The sequence below is a fragment of the Collimonas fungivorans genome (assembly GCF_001584145.1).
GTDB lineage: Bacteria > Pseudomonadota > Gammaproteobacteria > Burkholderiales > Burkholderiaceae_D > Collimonas > Collimonas fungivorans.
Genome location: NZ_CP013232.1, coordinates 3,293,023 through 3,309,437, shown reverse-complemented (window position 1 = coordinate 3,309,437; position 16,415 = coordinate 3,293,023). Strand labels below are relative to the sequence as shown.

Below are 16,415 nucleotides of genomic sequence, written 5' to 3'. Positions count from 1 at the left end.
CTAGCCTGGCCGGGCCTTGTTGTGCCTGGTGGCGTGACGCATGTGCCGCTTGTAATTGGGGCCAGGCTGGCCAAATGCTTCCAGCCCGCGCTGATAACCGTACTGCCACTGCGCTTCCACGTGCTCCAGGTAAGTTTCATGGCGGGCCGGCATCAGCAGGCGCAGGCGGTTTTCCGCCCAGGACAGTTTCTGCTGCATGCCGCGCTTGTGGAATACGCTTTCCACATCCGATGCATCGATCCAGACGTCGGCATGCTGGCTGTGCACATGGCGCAGGCGCTGGTTGCCGTCCACGCCCAGCACCGCGCGCCAGGCCGGGATCGCCAGCGCCTGGCTGAACGGCGCCTTCAATTCCATCACCACCCGTTGCGCCAGTTTTTTCGCCAGCTCGACAGGAAACAGGTCGACCACGCCGCCGGTATAGTGCCCGGCCTGGTGCGAGTGGCAGGGGAAATAAAACATGTCTGAAATCGAAATCCGCACGGCGTCGCCGATCGGCATCTGGACGTCGGTCAGCAATTGCGGCGCGATGGCGTTGTCGCCCCACATCGGATCGCTCATGGGCGAGGGCATGCCGTCCAGCAGCGCCGCCGTGCGCGGGTCGCAGAACACGGTCTCGGCAAACAGCTTGCGGCCGGCCCTGGGTTGTCCCACCTGGTCCTTGGAAAACAGCATTTTGCCGCCGACGATGGCTACCGCAGGCGGGTTTTCCGCTTGCGCCTGCAGCGGCGGCAGCGGCAACTGTGGCGGGATATCGAAAAAATAATCGCTGAACAAATCCGGGATGACCGCGGCACGGCTGGAGGTCAGGCGGCGTTTGACGGCATGCAGGAACGAACGGCCGATGGCGGCCCGGGGCGTCGATTGCAAGCCGCACAGGAAGCGGTACATGGCCGGCGAGCTGATCCAGGCCTTGCGCTGCGCATCGTCCGGCAGCGCCTGGATCACGGCGGCGGCGATCGAGCCGCCGCAGCTGGCCAGCAGCAGATCCGGCTTGTTGCCTGTTTCGACTGCAGCGGCGTACATGCCGAGGTAGTAGCCGAAGCGGAAGCCGCCGCCCGCCATCACCATGCAGCATTGATATTTTTCGGTTCGGGTCATGGGCTCGAATGATGCATCAATAACTGCTTGCATATCAAGCATCTTTGCCGGACAAGGAGCGCCGCCGGACTAGCAATGGGCCCAGAACCACCTGGTCTGTAGTTCGTCGCGTTCGCGCCGCATGCGGTCGCGTATGTACGGCGCTTGCCGGCGGTGCCCCATGTCGCCCAGCCATGCAAGGCGTCGTCCAAGCGCCGGACAGTCGACGCCGGGCTCGGTGCCGATCGAGGTCACCGGTTCGATGACGGCGGCGGGCGGCGCTGCCTGGGCCAGCGACGGCGGCAGCGGCTGGCGCAGCGTGCGTTCGATGGTCGCCTGGTCGACGCCGGGGATGACGGCGTTGTCGGTGATTTGCAAGGACTTTGCCTTGCTGCCTTGCGGACAGCCTTTGTCGGTGTAGACGGTCTTGCCGTCTATGCTGCATTTGGCGATGGCGCCGGTATTGTCGGCAGAGAGTGGGGTGGCCGGCGGCGGAGCAGTGTCGCTGGCTGCCGGCGGCGCTAATGCCGATGCAGCGGGTGGCGCGGGATTGTTTGCCAGCGGCGCGATGGCCACTGTTTTTGCCGGCTGCTCGACGCTCTTGCCGATGCCGAGCGAATGGTCGATCGCATACAGAACGCCGCTGGCAAGCGCGATGGCCAAGAAGAATGCGCCGAAAATCCGGATGGTTGGATGCATGGGCTGCTTAAGGTTTCATGTCAGCCGCCATGGCTGGCTTGCGCTGCGCGCATGGCGGCTGCTGGAGTCCGGTTCAGGGCAGCAGCTGGCCGCGGATTTCGCCACCGGGATTGGCCGCACTGTGGACGTTGATATACAAGTTGCCTGCCATGTAGCTGGCGTACTGAGCATCGGTGAACTTGGTGCCGTCCGGCACCGACCACATATTGTCGCCGGTCTTGGTCAGGCCCACCAGGACGGGACCGTTCTTGCCCAGCGCGCCTTCATGGATATGCGCCACTTTCCCTTGTATGCCCCGGGTGGTGACGCTGCCGCTGACCGATTTGTCGGCCTTGACCACGATGGTGCCGGCGCCGCTTGCGCTCGAGCCGTTGGCCGGCACTTCATGCGCGCCGTCCAGGGTTACCTCGCTGGTATGGTTGGTATCGGCAGACATTGTCGAGCATGCCGCAAGCAGCAGGGCCAGTGCAACAGAAGCGAACAACGATGGCTTTACATTTTTTAGTAGGGTAGTCATGTGTTTTCCTTCATGCTGGTTATAGGTGAAAGCAAGCAATAGTGTAGTCCGCTTTCTTTCTTGCGGATTTTTTTATGTATTTGCTTGACCCTATAGTTACTACAGGGTTTTAAATGGAGCCATGCAAACGTAAGTACAACCGCAAAGGAGTAGAAAATGAGCTTTTTCAAAAACCTGCTGGGCCTTGGACACCATGGCGGCGGCCACAATGCGCCATACCGCGGCAAGCACGGCGGCCAAGGCGGCGTCCAGCAGAATACCTGGGGTTCGGCCGCACCCGCCCAGAATAATTGCGTGAAATGCAATGCCGGCAATGTCGCTGGCGCACGGTTTTGCCAGCAATGCGGCAATTCCCTGCAAACGCCGGGTTGCAGCGGTTGCGGCATTGCCAAGGTCGCAGGTGCAAAATTCTGCGGCAATTGCGGCGTGCCGCAATAAGGCGGTACATTAGCCTCACTTAACCCAAGGACAATCATGAGCGCAGGCCACTCGCACGCCTTACCCACCAGCCAGAACGAAAAATACATCTGGATCGCCTTAGGACTGACTTCGACCTTCCTGGTGGTCGAAGTGATCGGCGGCCTGATCACCGGCAGCCTGGCGCTGATCTCGGACGCAGCGCACATGCTGACCGACACCATGGCGCTGGCGATTGCGCTGGCGGCGATCCGCATCGCCAGGAAGGCGCCGGACGCCAAGCGTACCTTTGGCTACCACCGTTTCGAGATCCTGGCGGCAGCGTTCAACGCCGTCTTGCTGTTCCTGGTGGCGATGTACATCCTGTACGAGGCTTACCAGCGTTTTCGCAGTCCGGCTGAAATCCAGTCGACCGGCATGCTGGTGATCGCCGTCTTCGGCCTGCTCGTCAACCTGGTCAGCATGCGCCTGCTGAGCGGCGGCAAGGACGCCAGCTTGAACGTCAAGGGAGCCTACCTGGAAGTCTGGAGCGACATGCTGGGTTCGCTCGGCGTGATTATCGGCGCGCTGGTGATCCGCTATACCGGCTGGGAATGGGTCGATTCGCTGATTGCGGTACTGATCGGTTTCTGGGTCTTGCCGCGCACCTGGATCTTGCTCAAGGAAAGCATCAATATCCTGCTGGAAGGTGTGCCGGAAGGGATGGACATCGAACAGGTACAGGGCGCGCTGCGCGCGGTGCCCGGAGTTGTGAGCGTGCATGATTTCCACTTGTGGGCGGTCACCAGCGGCAAGGCCAGCCTGACCGCGCATGTGGTGTACGACCCGGCTTATCCGGCAGAACAATTGCTGCCGGTGCTGAAGGAAGTCCTGGCGTCGCAGTTTGCGGTGTATCACACCACGCTGCAATTCGAGCTCAGTCCCTGCGCCCATACCGAGGACGGTTGCAACTACAGCGCACCCGAGGAAACGCACGTGCATGCCTGAGGCCGAGTTGATGTAAACCACACGGATGCATGCCTGACATGCATCCGTTTTTATTTGTGGGCCGCCAGCGTGGACGGCCAGTGTGGACGGCCGATCGGCGGTCCGCCGAAGATTTCCCGCAGTTATTTCCTTATGTAAATCCTCAAATATTTGATTGATAATAGCAATCGTTCGCATTATCATTCTTCTTTTGAGGAATTTCTCTGCTTTAAACACCATTCTTCCGGACCCGTGCCTCCATCCTGCGCCAGCCGCGGCTTGGCGCGGGCTCCCGCGAAGAGGGTTTCCTGTGTTTCCAGCACCGCCGTTCTCCATCAAAACCGCAGCACATTAAAACAAAAAACAAACAATCGACTCAGGGGTAGTAAATGACAACTTATAGCGCCGCGACAACTCCGCCGGCAAGTACTCTTTCACGCACTGTGCCAGTCCAGCCGTCACTGCGCATCATGAGCCTGGCGGTAACGCTGTCGCTGTCGGCCATGGCGCCGCAACTGACTTTGGCACAACCTTTGGCGCAACAGCTGGCGGCTGCAGGCAACGATGCCGCGCTGCCGGAAGTAGTGGTCACGGCGGGCAGCGACCAAGCGCCGACCGAGAAGACCGGCAGCTATACCGTACGCAAGAGTAATGCCGCCACCAAGATGGACATGTCGTTGCGCGAAACGCCGCAGTCGGTATCGGTGATCACCCGCGCCAAGATGGATGATTTCAAGCTCGACAACGTCGACCGGGTATTGGCCGGCACTACCGGCGTTTCCGTCGAAAAAGTGGAAACCAACCGCACTTACTACACGGCGCGCGGTTTTGATATCACCAATTTCCAGTTCGACGGCGTCGGCATCCCGCTCACTTTCGGCCTGCAGAACGGCGACCTGGATACCGCCTTGTATGACCGCGTCGAAGTGCTGCGCGGCGCCAACGGCCTGACTTCTTCCACCGGCAACCCTTCGGCCACGGTGAATTTCGTGCGCAAGCGTCCGACCTACGATTTCCAGGCCGCCGCCGGTGTCAGCTACGGTTCCTGGAATACGCGCCGCATCGACGCCGATATCTCAGGTGCGCTCAACAGCGACAAGACCGTGGCGGCGCGCGTGGTGGTGGCCCATGAAGACGGCAATTCCTACCTGGACCGCTACCAGCCCAGCAAGAACGTATTCTACGGCGTGATTGAAGCCAACCTGAGCAACGACACCTTGCTGACCTTGGGTTACAGCTACCAGAAAAACGATGGCAAGGGTGCGATCTGGGGCGCTTTGCCGCTGTATTACACCGACGGCACGCCGACCAGTTACGGCGTCGGCACCAGCACTTCAGCCAGCTGGTCGTCCTGGAATTCGGAGGAGCAGCGCGCCTTCGCCGAACTGAACCATCGCTTCGGCAACGACTGGCAATGGAAGACCACCCTCAGCCATAACAAGCTGAGCACCGACGGCAGGTTGTTCTATGTCTACGGCACGCCGGACCGGGCTAGCGGCGGCGGCCTGTTCAGTTATCCGTCGCTGTACAATTCGGACAACCGGCAGACCGTGGTCGACAGTTATGTCAGCGGCAAATATGCAATGGGCGGACGCGTGCACGACCTGACTTTCGGCGCCAGCTGGTCGCGTTCGACGCTGGACGACATTTCCCATTACGGACAAGGAATCGGCACCGCGCTGACAGCCTCGAGCGCATTCGACGGCAGTTATCCGGAACCGAGCTTCGACGCTTCGATCGACGGCAGCTCCTACACCGACAAGCGCAAGACCCTGTATGGCGCAACCCGCCTCAACCTGGCCGACAATCTCAAGCTGCTGCTTGGCGCCAACTACACTGACACCAGCACTACCGGCATTGCTTACGGCGTCAGCCAACAGAGCAGCGCCAGCTCCACCACGCCGTACGCCGGCCTGGTGTACGACCTGAACCGCAACGTATCGGCTTACGCCAGCTATACCGAGATTTTCAATCCGCAGTACCAGACCGACATCAGCGGCGCCACGCTCAAGCCGGTCGAAGGCAAGAGCTACGAGTTGGGCCTGAAGAGCGAATTTTTCAACCACAAGCTGAATGCATCGGCGGCCTTGTTCAGGGTGGAACAGAACAACACGGCGGAACAGGCCGGTTATATCGGCAGCAAGGCCTATTACCGCGCCATCGACGCCCATTCGGAAGGCCTGGAGCTGGAATTGTCCGGCGAACTGGCGAAGGGTTTGCAGGGCAGCCTCGGCTACACAGTGATGACGATCAAGGACCAGGACGGCAATTCGGCCAAGAACTACGTCCCGAAAAAGACAGTACGGCTGGCCACCACCTACCGGCTGCCGCAGCTGGAACAGCTGAAAGTAGGCGCCAGCGTCAACTGGCAAGGCAATACCAGCCGCACCGACGCGCTGACCGCGACCCAGAATGTCACCACGGTGCAGCAAGGTTACGCCTTGCTCAACCTGATGGCGCGCTACGACATCAGCAAGCAGGTCAGCGTCACCGCCAATCTCAACAACGTCACCAACAAGAAGTACATCTCCAGCCTCTATGCAAGCCAGGGTTATTATGGCGAGCCGATCAACGGCAGCGTTGCGATTAACTGGAAATACTGAAGCCGATCATGACGACACGTCCTTTCATGGTAATCCTGCACCGCTGGTTCGGCCTGGCGGCGGCGGTGTTCCTGTTTATCGCCGGCGCTACCGGCGCCGTCATTTCCTGGGATCATGAACTCGACGCCTGGCTTAATCCGCAGCTGTTCCATGCCCATAGCGCTGACCAGCCTTTGTCGGGCAAGGCCTTGCCGGGGCTGGAGCTGGCGAACCGGGTGGAAGCGCAGGACCCGCGTCTGCGTGTCACCTATGTGATGACTGAAAGCGAACCCGGGCATACCAGCAGCATGATGGTGGAAGGGCGCATCGATCCAGCCAGCGGGAAGCCCTATGACCTGGGTTTCAACCAGGTCGCGGTCGATCCGGTCAGCGCCGAGATACAGGGCAAGCGCATGTGGGGCGCCATCTCGCTCAGCCGCGAGAACCTGCTGCCGTTCCTGTACAAGCTGCACTACACCATGCATCTGCCTGAGGTCGGCGGCATCGAACTGGGGGTATGGCTGATGGGTCTCATCGGCATCGTCTGGGTGCTGGACTGTTTCATTGCCTTGTGGCTGTCGTTCCCCAACTGGCGCAGCTGGCGCAAGTCGTTCGCATTCCGCTGGCGCCAGGGCGGCCACAAGCTCAATTTCGACCTGCACCGCTCGGGCGGCGTCTGGCTCTGGCTGTTGCTGCTGGTGCTGGCGGTGACCTCGGTTTCGATGAACCTGTATAACCCGGTGATGCGGCCCATCGTGCAAACCTTCTCGACGCTGACGCCGGACCCGTTCGACAGCCGCAAGCCAGTCGCACCGGCATTGGCTGCCAAGACAGAACCGGCGGTCAGCCGCGAACGGGTGGCGCAACTGGCGCGCGAGGACGGACAGCGGCGCGGCTGGACGGTGCCGGTCGGCGGGGTGTTCTATTCTTCCGCCTTCGGTTTGTACGGCGTCGGATTTTTCGAGGCCGGCAACGACCACGGCGATGTCGGCCTGGGCAACAGCTGGCTGTATTACGATGCCGCCGACGGCCATGCGGCCGGCGCCAAGATTCCCGGCAGCGGCAGCGCCGGCGACATTTTCATGCAGGCGCAGTTTCCCTTGCATTCGGGCCGCATCCTCGGCCTCACCGGACGCATCCTGATTTCCCTGATGGGGGCAGCTGTGGCCTTGCTGAGCGCGACCGGCGTGATCATCTGGGCGCGCAAGCGCCGCGCACGCATGCTGGCGGCGCGGCATGCGGCGAAACTGGCTTTGCCGAAGGCAAGCAGGCGACGCACGGCGGTCGCCGAATAAGCTGCAGCCGGAACGCGCCGCAGGCTTGTCTTACTGAGCGATCTCGACCCGGTTCTTGCCGCCGCGCTTGGCGCGATACAGCGCCTGGTCGGCAGCTTCCACCAGTTTTTCCTGCGAGCTGCCGCGCTGCGGCACCATGCTGGCGCCGCCGACGCTGACGGTGACCCTGGCGTCGTTGCTGGAGGAAGCATGGGCGATGCCCAGCGCATGCACCGCCGCCTGCAGCTTGTCGGCCTGGATCTCCATGTGCTCGCGCGACATTGACGGCAGCACCAGTACAAACTCCTCACCGCCTATGCGCGCCGCGAGATCGGTCGGGCGCCTAGCAAAATGGCCTATGCTCTCCGCCACCTGCTTGAGCGCGGTATCGCCGGCCAGATGGCCGTAGGTATCGTTATACAGCTTGAAATCGTCGACATCGATCATCAGCAGCGATAGCGAGCTTTGCTCGCGTTCGGCGCGCTTCCATTCGGCGCCGAAATATTCATCGAAATAACGGCGGTTGGCGAGTCCGGTGAGGCCGTCCGAATTGGTCAGGCGCTGCAGCTCCAGGTTGGTTTCCAGCAGCTGCTGCTGGCTCTGGCGCAGCGCGCGATAGGCCTCGTCGCGCTGCAGCAGGTTGACGTAAGAGCGCGAATGGTAGCGGATGCGCGCCACCAGTTCTATGGTGTCGGGCAGTTTGACCAGGTAGTCGTTGGCGCCGGCGGTAAACGCCGCACTCTTGACCGCCGGATCTTCGCGGGTCGACAGCACGATGATAGGGACGTTGCGGGTGGCCGGGTTGGCGCGGTACTGGCGCACCAGCGTCAGGCCGTCGATGCCGGGCATCACCAGGTCTTGCAGGATGACCGTGGGCCGGGTTTTCTGGGCGGCTTCGATCGCTTCGTCGGGATGGGCGCAGTAGTGGAAATCGATGTTGATCTGGTTCGCCAATGCGCGCCTGACGGCTTCGCCCACCATGGCCTGGTCGTCGACCAGCAGCACCATGACCGGATAGTCGTCTGGCGGCTGATCGATGTCGAGATTGAGTTCTTTAGGCATGACTTACTCCGTATCTGTACTGATTGTAGCTATCGTTTGCTGCAGTTATCGTTTGCTGCAGTTATCGTTTGCTGCAGTTATCGTTTGCATATGATGCTGACCAGCTTTGCTGCTATCTGGTTCACTGGCAGGATGGCGTCGGCCGCATCGAGCAGGGCGGCCGCCTTCGGCATGCCGTACACAGCGCTGGATTCACGGTCCTGGGCGATCGTGTAATAACCTTTGTCGCGCATGGCTTTCAGCCCCAGGGCGCCGTCGCGGCCCATGCCGGTCAGCAGAATGCCGACCGCTTTCCCCGCCCACAATTCGACCACGCTCTGGAAAAAAACGTCGATTGACGGCCGGTAGGGATAGCCGCTGGGTTGTTCGGTGTAGCCGAGCTGGAACGGCCGGGTCAGGCGCAGATGGTCGTCGGTCCCGGCCAACAGGACGTGGCCCGGCACCGGGCTGTCGCCGGCCTGCGCCAGCCGCACCGGCAGCTTCGACTGGCTGCTGAGCCACTCTGCCATGCCGGAGGCGAACTGGGCATCCACATGCTGCACCACCACCAGCGCCGCCGGGAAATCGGCCGGCAGCTGCGACAGCAGGGTGGCCAGTGCCGCCGGACCGCCGGCGGAAGCGCCGATGGCGACCAGGTATTTTGAATCGGGGGCCGGCAGAGACGATTTTTTGCCGCCCGCCGCGGTAGTCGTCGTTGCGGCCGCCGGCGCTCCTTGTTCTGGCAGCGACTGGCGCTGGTTGAGCAGTTTTTCGATAGAGTCGATCTTGGCCAGCATGGTGTTGACGTCGTTGCGCTGGTAGCCGCTCAGGGTGCTCGGGGTATCGATCGCATCCAGCGCGCCGTAGGCCATTGCATCATAGACCGCAGAGACATTGGCGCCGACGTCGCCGGTGACGATCAGGATCGCGCAGGGCGTATGCGCCATGATGTGGCGGGTGGCGGCGACGCCGTCGAGCACCGGCATCATCAGGTCCATCAGGATCAGGTCCGGCACCTGCCATGCACACAGCTCAATGGCGCGCTGGCCGTCCTCGGCAATCCAGATGATCTCGTGGTCCTGGCGCTGGACCAGCGTGCGGCGCAGCGCTTCTACCGCAATCGGCGCATCGTTGACGATACCGATCTTCATGAGTGGGCCTCGCCGATCAGGTCTTCCACCGCCTGCAGCAGGGTTTCGTCATGGAAGCTGGCTTTGGCCAGGTAATAATCGGCGCCGGCTTCGAGCCCGCGCTGGCGGTCTTCCTGGCGGTCCTTGTAAGACACGATCATGACCGGGATGGCTTTCAGCTGCAGGTTTTTCTTGATCAAGGTGACCAGCTCGATGCCATCCATGCGCGGCATGTCGATATCGGTCACCACCAGGTCGAACGGTTCGCTGCGCAGGGCGTTCCAGCCATCCATGCCGTCCACCGCGACGCGCACCGTATAACCGCGGTTGCTGAGCAGCTTGCGTTCCAGTTCGCGCACGGTGAGCGAATCGTCGACCACCAGCACCCGCTTGCTGGTCTGCACCTGTTGCTGGCTGCTGTTGCCTTGGATCTTGCTGAGCTGGCCCTGGGCAATCAGTTTCTCGACCGAATTGAGCATGTCGGCCACGTCCAGGATCAGCACCGGGGAGCCGTCTTCCATCAGCGCCGCCGCCGCTACATCTTTGATCTTGCCCAGGCGTGCATCCAGCGGTTGCACCACCAGCATGTGTTCACCCAGCAGGCGGTCAACCTGCAAGCCATAGGTCTGGGTCTGGTCGCCGATCACCACCAGGGCAATGCGGTCGTCGCTTGCGGCAGCATCGCCGCTCTGCAGGATCTGGCTGGCGGCGACCAGGCCGATCTGGCGTTCTTCAAAGGCAAAATGCTGGCGGCCTTCCAGCGATTCGATCTGGCTCCGCTCCAATATCATGGTGCGGTTGACGTAAGCCAGCGGAAAGGCGTAGGGCTCGCCGCCTATGCTGACCAGCAGGCTGCGCACCAGCGACAGCGTCAGCGGCAATTGCAGCTGGAAACGCATGCCGTGGCCGGCTTCGCTGAAAATCTGGATGGTGCCGCGCATGCGCTTGAGCATGTTGTGGACCACATCCAGGCCAACCCCGCGTCCGGAAATTTCGGTCACCGTGTCGCGCATGCTGAAGCCGGGCAGCAGCAGGAAATGCAGCAGCTCGGCATCGCTCAGGCGGCTCGCGGTGGCGTGGTCCACCAGGCCGCGCTGCACCACGGAGGCGCGCAGCTGTTCCAGGTCGACGCCGTTGCCGTCGTCGCTGATGGTGATCTGCAGCAGGCCGGCATGATGGCGTGCGGTCAACGTGACCAGGCCTTCTTCGCCCTTGCCGGCGGCGCGGCGCTGCTGCGGCGTTTCGACGCCGTGGTCCAGCGCATTGCGCAGCAGGTGCACCAGCGGCGCATCCAGCTGTTCCAGGATGTCGCGGTCAACCTGGGTGGTCTGGCCGTTGATCTCCAGCTTGACTTGCTTGCCCAGGGTGCGCCCGAGGTCGCGCACCATGCGGTCGTAACCGACCACGCGGTCGGCGAACGGCCGCATGCGGCTGGCCAGGGCTTGATCGTACAGACGCTGCGCACGGCTGCTATTGCGCCGTTCGAACAGCTCAAGTTCTGTCAGACGCTCGGCCAGCATCTTCTGGCTGGCGTCGATATTTTGGCGGACATCCTGCAAGGCCTTGAGGTGGGCGCTTGCGAGATTACCCTCGCGCAGGGAGTCATGCAGGGTTTCCAGCGATTGCGCGGTGTTCTGCTGCAGCCGTTTCAGGCGCAGCAGCGATTCGTTGAAAGCGGGCAGCCAGCGCGATTCCACCAGCGATTCGCCGGACAGGCTGACCAGCTGGTTCAAATGCGCCGCGGTGACGCGCAGCATGCGGTCGCCCTGGTCCTGACTCTTGATCTTGTCCTGGTTCTTGCCTGGGGCTGCTTCATCGGCCGCCGGCACCGCCTCATCTTCCGGTTCCGCCGCCGCCTGCGGCTCGCGTGCGCGGTCATCGGCTTGTTGCAAGCTGTTTTCCAGGCCGCGCAGGAAAGTTTCGATTTCCTTGCGGCCGCTGCCGGCCTGCCACAGCTCCAGGTCTTCGGCGCTGGCGGCGATCCGCTGCAGCAGGTCGACGCCGTGCAGCAACTGGTCGATGCGGCGCGGCCCGAGCTGCACTTTTCCCTGCTGTGCCGAAACAAAACAGTCTTCCATGACATGGGTAACGTCGACCCCTGCCTGGACGCCGACAATCCGCGCCGCGCCCTTGATCGAATGGGCGGCGCGCATGCAGGCTTCCAGCTGCTGCTGCGGTGGCTGTTGCAGCGGCGCGCGTTCAATCGCCAGCAGGCCGCTGCTCATCACTTGCGCCTGGGTCTCTACCTCCAGGCGGAACAGGTCGAGCATCGAGGCATCGCGCATGTCGTCGGCGTTCATGCCAGGCTCCGATCCAAGGTGTGAAACAGCAGTTCCTGGTCCAGCAGGCCGACGCTATGCCCGTTCCACTGGATCACGGCGTCCGTGAAGTGGCCGGCGGCGCGGGTCAGGGTGGTGGGCACCGGCTGCCGGGCCGAGGCGGCGACGCGCAAGGTGCCGTGCACTTCATCCGCGGTGAACGCAGTGGTCTGGCCGTTGTGCCTGACGATCAGCATGCGCCGCAGCAGTTCCTGGCGCGCGGTGGGCTTGCTGTCGCTGCTGCTGTCACTGATGCCGAGCATCGCCGCCAGCGACACGCAAGTCACCAGCGCTCCGCGGATATTGGTGATGCCGAGCACAACCGCGTTTTGCCGGTGCGGCAAGCGGTGCACGGCGCGCAGCTCGGTGATTTCTTCCAGCAGCGCGGTCGGCAGCGCCAGCCATTCTTCGCCGATGCGGAACAACAGCAGGGAGTGGAGGTCGGCGCCGTCTTGCTGCGGCTCTTCGGCCAGCTCAAGCCAGCCGTCGCTGCCGCCGTCCAGCTGCAGCCGGTCCAGCAGCTCGGCTGCGGCGCGCGCATGGACCGGACAGTTGCGGCAATCGATATGCAGCGCCAGACGCTCGCATGAAGAATCGCCGCGCACGCCGATGCGGTTCCAGCAGTCGTCGATCAGTCCGGTGTCGGTTTGATAATCAAGTGATGTAGTCATGATTGGCACATCATACGGCTAACTTCGGCCAGCCTGAAGCGGCAACGCCATTGGGAGAAGATGTCAGGGTCAAGCGCATGTCAGGACGGGTTGTTTTCTGCCGAACGCCGCGCCCGTTGCCGCAGCAGCTGGGCGCCGGCGATGTCGCCCTGGGTTTGCAGCAGGGCCGCCAGGTGGGTCATGGCGGCGGCGTGGGCCGGCTCCAGGTACAAGGCTTTACGATAGCAGTCTGCCGCGGCTTGCTTGCGGTCGGCGGCGTCGTGGATCACGCCCATCAGGTAATATGCCGCCGCCGACGGGCCATGGCGCTGGATCAACTGTTCGCACAGGCTGGCGGCTTCGCCCAGTTTGCCTTGGTCGGCCAGCAGCTGGACCGTCGCCAGGGTAGTTTGCGGCAGCGAAGGCAGGTCTGCCGCAGGCCGGGTCCTTGACGACGCTGCGCGCGCGGCGGCCGGTCTTGGCTCCGGCCGCAACGGCGCCGGCGGCTGCGGCGCAAAAGCCGCGACTGGCGCCGCCGCAGGCCTGGCCGGCTCCTGTCTGGGTGCGCCCTGGCGGAAGGCGAAGGCCATCGGCGCCTTGATCGGCGTCAGCGCATGCTGCATCATCAGGGCGCTTTCCGCCGGGCCGACAAACAGCAGGCCCTCGGGCGCCAGCCGCTGGGTCAGGATGGTCACGGCCTGGTGCTGGGTGGCGCGGTCGAAATAGATCAGCAGGTTGCGGCAAAAGACAATGTCGTACTGCGCTTCGCCATGCAGCAGGGTAGGCGCAAACAGATTGCTCTGGATGAAGCGCACCTGCTGGCGCACTGTCTCCGACAGCGCGTAGCCTTGTTCATTGAGGGCGAAATAGTGGTCGCGGAACGCCAGTGAATTGCCGCGGAACGAGTTCTTGCCGTATACCGCCTGGCGCGCAATGGCGAGCGATTGCGCGCTGATGTCGATGGCGTCGATGCGGAAATGTTGCGGCGGCATGCCGATGTCGAGCAAGGCCATCGCAATCGAATACGGTTCTTCGCCGGTGGAGCAGGGCAGGCTCAGGATGCGCAAGGGCTGGCTGGCGCTGATCGATCGCTGCGGCTGCAGTTGCGCCATTTCGTTGAACGCTTCGCGGTTGCGGAAGAACCAGGTCTCGGGCACGATCACCGATTCGATCAGGTGCAGCTGTTCCTGCTCCGACATCTGCAGCAGCATCCAGTAGGCGTCAAGGTCGTCGACGCCGCTTTTGTCGCGCCTCTCGTGCAAGGCGCGCTCAAGCATGGGCCGGCCGATGGACTGGACATCCAGCCCCATCGTACGTTTCAGCATGGTTTCGAATTTTGCCAGCGGCATTATTGCTCCGCTGCCGGAAACAGCTGCGCCCGGACTTCAGGCGGCAGCAGGTCCTGTACCTGGACCGACTGGATCAGCCCGCGCGCATCGTCGGTGACCGGTCCCAGGTAGGGCGCATCGCTGTGGTCGAGGCCGCTGTCGCGAAACTCGGAAGGTTCGCGGCGCATGATTTCGCTGGATTTTTCCAGCACCAGCCCCAGCAGGCGGCTGTCCGGACCTGGGGCCGGATAATGCACCAGCACCATGCGGGTGCTGAGGCGGCGCTGGGCTGGCCGGCCCAGCGCCAGCTGGCTGAGATCGATCACCGGCACCGACTGGCCGCGATAGGTGAATACGCCAGCCACCCAGGGCGCGCTTGCGGGTATCTGTTTCAGGTTGGCCAGCGACAGCACTACCGCCACCTGGCGGGTGTCGAGTGCGTAATGGTCCTGGCCGATCTGGAACAATAAAAAAAGCATTATATGTAACTCCGCAACTCCGCTGCTGCTTCAGCCGGATTTCAGTTTGAAGCGCGATACGCCGTTGCGCAAGCCGTTGGCGGTCAGCGTCAGTTCATCGATCGCCTGGCTCGACTGGCGCAGCGATTCCACGCTTTGCTGGGCGGCTTCGCTCAGCTGCGTCAGCGCCTGGCTGATCTGTTCGGCGCCGACGGCTTGCGCCTGCACTCCTTCGTTGACCGACTGGAAGCGTGGCGTCAAGGCCTGCACTTGGTGGATGATCTGCGACAGCTGGGTGCCGACGTTCTGCACGTCGGCGATGCCGCGCCGCACTTCTTCGGAAAATTTGTCCATACCCATGACGCCGGCCGATACCGCGGACTGGATCTCTTTCACCATCTGTTCGATGTCGTAGGTCGCCACCGCAGTCTGGTCGGCCAGGCGGCGGATCTCGGTCGCCACTACGGAAAACCCGCGACCGTATTCGCCGGCCTTTTCCGCTTCGATGGCAGCGTTCAGCGACAGCAGGTTAGTCTGGCCGGCGACCTTGGTGATGGTAGTTACCACCTGGTTGATATTGCTGGCTTTTTCGTTGAGGATGGCCAGCTTGGCGTTGACCGAGCCGGCCGCATCCATCACGTGGTGCATGGTGTCTTCCATCTGGGTCAGGCCGGCCTGGCCGGTGCCGACCAGCCGCGCTGCTTCCTCTGCACCGGACGAGACTTCGTTCATGGTGTTGACCAGTTCGCGCGAAGTGGAATAGATCTCGCGCGAAGTGGCGCCGATTTCGGTGGTGGTGGCGGCGGTTTCATTGGCGGTGGCTTGTTGCTGCTTGGCGGTAGCGGCGATCTCGACCACCGAGGTAGTAACCTGCACCGCCGATTTCTGCGCTTGCCCGACCAGCCCGGTCAATTCGTCCGACATGCGGTTGAGGCCTACTTCCAGCGCCTGGAATTCATCATGGCGATTCAGGTTCAGGCGTTGCGACAGGTCGCCGGAACGGATCACTTCCAGCGCCGCGATCAGGTCCGCCATCGGCCGCGTGATGGCGCGCAACAGGAAGAAGCCGCAGATCAGGGCGGCCACCAGCGCGATCACCAGCGCTACCAGCAAAGTACTCTTGGCGACCAGCACCGCGGATTCGATCTTGTCTACCGAGTGCACTTCGGCTTGCTGGTTGAAATCGCGCAGCTGGGTGGCGGCGTTGCGCCCCAGCTGCCAGGCCGGCTCCAGCTGCTGTATCAGCAGGGCGCGCGCTTGCGGATTCTTTTGCGAGTCGTCCAGTTTCAATACATCAGCCATGAGCCGGTCGTATTGCGTACGTGCGGCCTTGAAGGCGTTGAAGTTGGTCCTGTCCTCGCCTTCGAAAATGGTCTTGTCGTAGTCGGCGATCAGCTTGTCCATTTTTTCGGCGTCGGCGCGCATGGTTGCCAGGTCCTGCTTGCGTTCGTCCGGGTTATCCAGCGCCACTACCTGCAGCGCCAGCAGGTAACTCTGGAACCAGGTCGAGCGTATGCCGGTGCTCAATTCCAGGCCCGGCATGGAATCGGTCTGGAAGCTGGTGGTTTCGTGTTCGATCGCCTCCAGCTTGAGATAGGTGATGCCAGCCATGAATCCCATCAACGCCAGGATAAGCCCAAAACTGACCAGCATTCTTTGCCGAATAGTCCATTGCTTCACGTGTCATCTCTCCTGTCGTTAATCTATGATCGCTGCGTTCCCCTGGTCTACGGCTTGAGAACGGTCCGAAATTGGTGAATTGACAACTGCGCCGTTCCGGTGAGTTTCTGAGTGGATACAATAAACCAGCCAGATCGAAAACGGGCGAATTTTTGGTCATGCCGGACCAGTGTCGGGCGCCGATTATTGCAGATTTTTGGATACTGATTTGTATATCATTGTGAAATCTCGAAGGTAACAATCGATTAACCCTTGTGCCGCCGTCAGCGGCGATT

14 protein-coding genes are annotated in these 16,415 nt (G+C 62.2%); 4 read left to right on the top strand and 10 right to left on the bottom strand.

From position 1 onward, the window contains the following. The 3 genes from CFter6_RS14080 to CFter6_RS14070 all read right to left on the bottom strand — a co-directional run bounded on the left by CFter6_RS14080 (position 1) and on the right by CFter6_RS14070 (position 2,296). Positions 1-1,101, bottom strand: coding sequence for a patatin-like phospholipase family protein (locus tag CFter6_RS14080; protein ID WP_236904272.1), 1,101 nt, complete (start codon positions 1,099-1,101; stop codon positions 1-3). 69 nt (positions 1,102-1,170) lie between these two features. Further along, positions 1,171-1,779: a hypothetical protein gene (locus CFter6_RS14075; RefSeq protein ID WP_061540465.1), complete on the bottom strand. Its 609-nt coding sequence runs from the start codon at positions 1,777-1,779 to the stop codon at positions 1,171-1,173. Positions 1,780-1,852: 73 nt separating this feature from the next. Beyond that, positions 1,853-2,296 carry a CHRD domain-containing protein gene (locus CFter6_RS14070; RefSeq protein WP_061540464.1) on the bottom strand — a complete coding sequence of 148 codons (444 nt, stop codon included), beginning with the start codon at positions 2,294-2,296 and terminating at the stop codon, positions 1,853-1,855. Positions 2,297-2,452: 156 nt separating this feature from the next. On the opposite strand from CFter6_RS14070, the gene CFter6_RS14065 reads away from it, so the two are divergent. The 4 genes from CFter6_RS14065 (at position 2,453) to CFter6_RS14050 (ending at position 7,556) form a co-directional block, all read left to right on the top strand. Next, positions 2,453-2,734 (top strand): double zinc ribbon domain-containing protein, encoded by a 282-nt coding sequence (locus CFter6_RS14065; RefSeq protein ID WP_061540463.1) that lies wholly within the window; start codon positions 2,453-2,455, stop codon positions 2,732-2,734. A 36-nt stretch (positions 2,735-2,770) separates the two neighbouring features. Continuing rightward, entirely contained in the window at positions 2,771-3,700 is a 930-nt protein-coding gene (locus tag CFter6_RS14060) for a cation diffusion facilitator family transporter (protein WP_061540462.1), read from the top strand. Between the two features lie 368 nt (positions 3,701-4,068). Further along, the gene (locus tag CFter6_RS14055; protein ID WP_061540461.1) at positions 4,069-6,282 is read left to right on the top strand and encodes a TonB-dependent siderophore receptor; all 2,214 of its coding nucleotides are present in this window, start codon (positions 4,069-4,071) and stop codon (positions 6,280-6,282) included. An 8-nt stretch (positions 6,283-6,290) separates the two neighbouring features. Next, positions 6,291-7,556 (top strand): PepSY-associated TM helix domain-containing protein, encoded by a 1,266-nt coding sequence (locus CFter6_RS14050; RefSeq protein WP_061540460.1) that lies wholly within the window; start codon positions 6,291-6,293, stop codon positions 7,554-7,556. Between the two features lie 30 nt (positions 7,557-7,586). On the opposite strand, the gene CFter6_RS14045 is transcribed toward CFter6_RS14050, so the two are convergent. From CFter6_RS14045 to CFter6_RS14015, 7 genes are all read right to left on the bottom strand, one after another. Next, entirely contained in the window at positions 7,587-8,597 is a 1,011-nt protein-coding gene (locus CFter6_RS14045) for a GGDEF domain-containing response regulator (RefSeq protein ID WP_061540459.1), read from the bottom strand. A gap of 77 nt (positions 8,598-8,674) precedes the next feature. Beyond that, positions 8,675-9,727 carry a chemotaxis response regulator protein-glutamate methylesterase gene (gene cheB, locus CFter6_RS14040; protein WP_061540458.1) on the bottom strand — a complete coding sequence of 351 codons (1,053 nt, stop codon included), beginning with the start codon at positions 9,725-9,727 and terminating at the stop codon, positions 8,675-8,677. Further along, on the bottom strand, positions 9,724-12,006 hold the full coding sequence (locus CFter6_RS14035) for a hybrid sensor histidine kinase/response regulator (protein ID WP_061540457.1): 2,283 nt from the start codon (positions 12,004-12,006) through the stop codon (positions 9,724-9,726). Before CFter6_RS14035 ends, cheB begins: the two co-directional genes overlap by 4 nt. After that, positions 12,003-12,695: a chemotaxis protein CheW gene (locus tag CFter6_RS14030; RefSeq protein WP_061540456.1), complete on the bottom strand. Its 693-nt coding sequence runs from the start codon at positions 12,693-12,695 to the stop codon at positions 12,003-12,005. The genes CFter6_RS14035 and CFter6_RS14030 overlap by 4 nt, the downstream gene beginning before the upstream one ends. Before the next feature lie 80 nt (positions 12,696-12,775). Next, on the bottom strand, positions 12,776-14,023 hold the full coding sequence (locus CFter6_RS14025; RefSeq protein ID WP_061540455.1) for a CheR family methyltransferase: 1,248 nt from the start codon (positions 14,021-14,023) through the stop codon (positions 12,776-12,778). Continuing rightward, positions 14,023-14,481 (bottom strand): chemotaxis protein CheW, encoded by a 459-nt coding sequence (locus tag CFter6_RS14020; RefSeq protein ID WP_061540454.1) that lies wholly within the window; start codon positions 14,479-14,481, stop codon positions 14,023-14,025. The genes CFter6_RS14025 and CFter6_RS14020 overlap by 1 nt, the downstream gene beginning before the upstream one ends. 30 nt (positions 14,482-14,511) lie before the next feature. Then, positions 14,512-16,140 carry a methyl-accepting chemotaxis protein gene (locus CFter6_RS14015; protein ID WP_061540453.1) on the bottom strand — a complete coding sequence of 543 codons (1,629 nt, stop codon included), beginning with the start codon at positions 16,138-16,140 and terminating at the stop codon, positions 14,512-14,514. Positions 16,141-16,415 lie beyond the last annotated feature (275 nt).

What these genes read in the sequence shown, in the direction of transcription:
- CFter6_RS14075 (WP_061540465.1), bottom strand. Translation starts at nt 1,779, where the DNA reads ATGCATCCAACCATCCGGATTTTCGGCGCATTCTTCTTGGCCATCGCG.
- CFter6_RS14025 (WP_061540455.1), bottom strand. Translation starts at nt 14,023, where the DNA reads ATGCCGCTGGCAAAATTCGAAACCATGCTGAAACGTACGATGGGGCTG.
- CFter6_RS14050 (WP_061540460.1), top strand. Translation starts at nt 6,291, where the DNA reads ATGACGACACGTCCTTTCATGGTAATCCTGCACCGCTGGTTCGGCCTG.
- CFter6_RS14065 (WP_061540463.1), top strand. Translation starts at nt 2,453, where the DNA reads ATGAGCTTTTTCAAAAACCTGCTGGGCCTTGGACACCATGGCGGCGGC.
- CFter6_RS14060 (WP_061540462.1), top strand. Translation starts at nt 2,771, where the DNA reads ATGAGCGCAGGCCACTCGCACGCCTTACCCACCAGCCAGAACGAAAAA.
- CFter6_RS14055 (WP_061540461.1), top strand. Translation starts at nt 4,069, where the DNA reads ATGACAACTTATAGCGCCGCGACAACTCCGCCGGCAAGTACTCTTTCA.
- CFter6_RS14030 (WP_061540456.1), bottom strand. Translation starts at nt 12,695, where the DNA reads ATGACTACATCACTTGATTATCAAACCGACACCGGACTGATCGACGAC.
- CFter6_RS14035 (WP_061540457.1), bottom strand. Translation starts at nt 12,006, where the DNA reads ATGAACGCCGACGACATGCGCGATGCCTCGATGCTCGACCTGTTCCGC.
- CFter6_RS14020 (WP_061540454.1), bottom strand. Translation starts at nt 14,481, where the DNA reads ATGCTTTTTTTATTGTTCCAGATCGGCCAGGACCATTACGCACTCGAC.
- cheB (WP_061540458.1), bottom strand. Translation starts at nt 9,727, where the DNA reads ATGAAGATCGGTATCGTCAACGATGCGCCGATTGCGGTAGAAGCGCTG.
- CFter6_RS14080 (WP_236904272.1), bottom strand. Translation starts at nt 1,101, where the DNA reads ATGACCCGAACCGAAAAATATCAATGCTGCATGGTGATGGCGGGCGGC.
- CFter6_RS14070 (WP_061540464.1), bottom strand. Translation starts at nt 2,296, where the DNA reads ATGACTACCCTACTAAAAAATGTAAAGCCATCGTTGTTCGCTTCTGTT.
- CFter6_RS14045 (WP_061540459.1), bottom strand. Translation starts at nt 8,597, where the DNA reads ATGCCTAAAGAACTCAATCTCGACATCGATCAGCCGCCAGACGACTAT.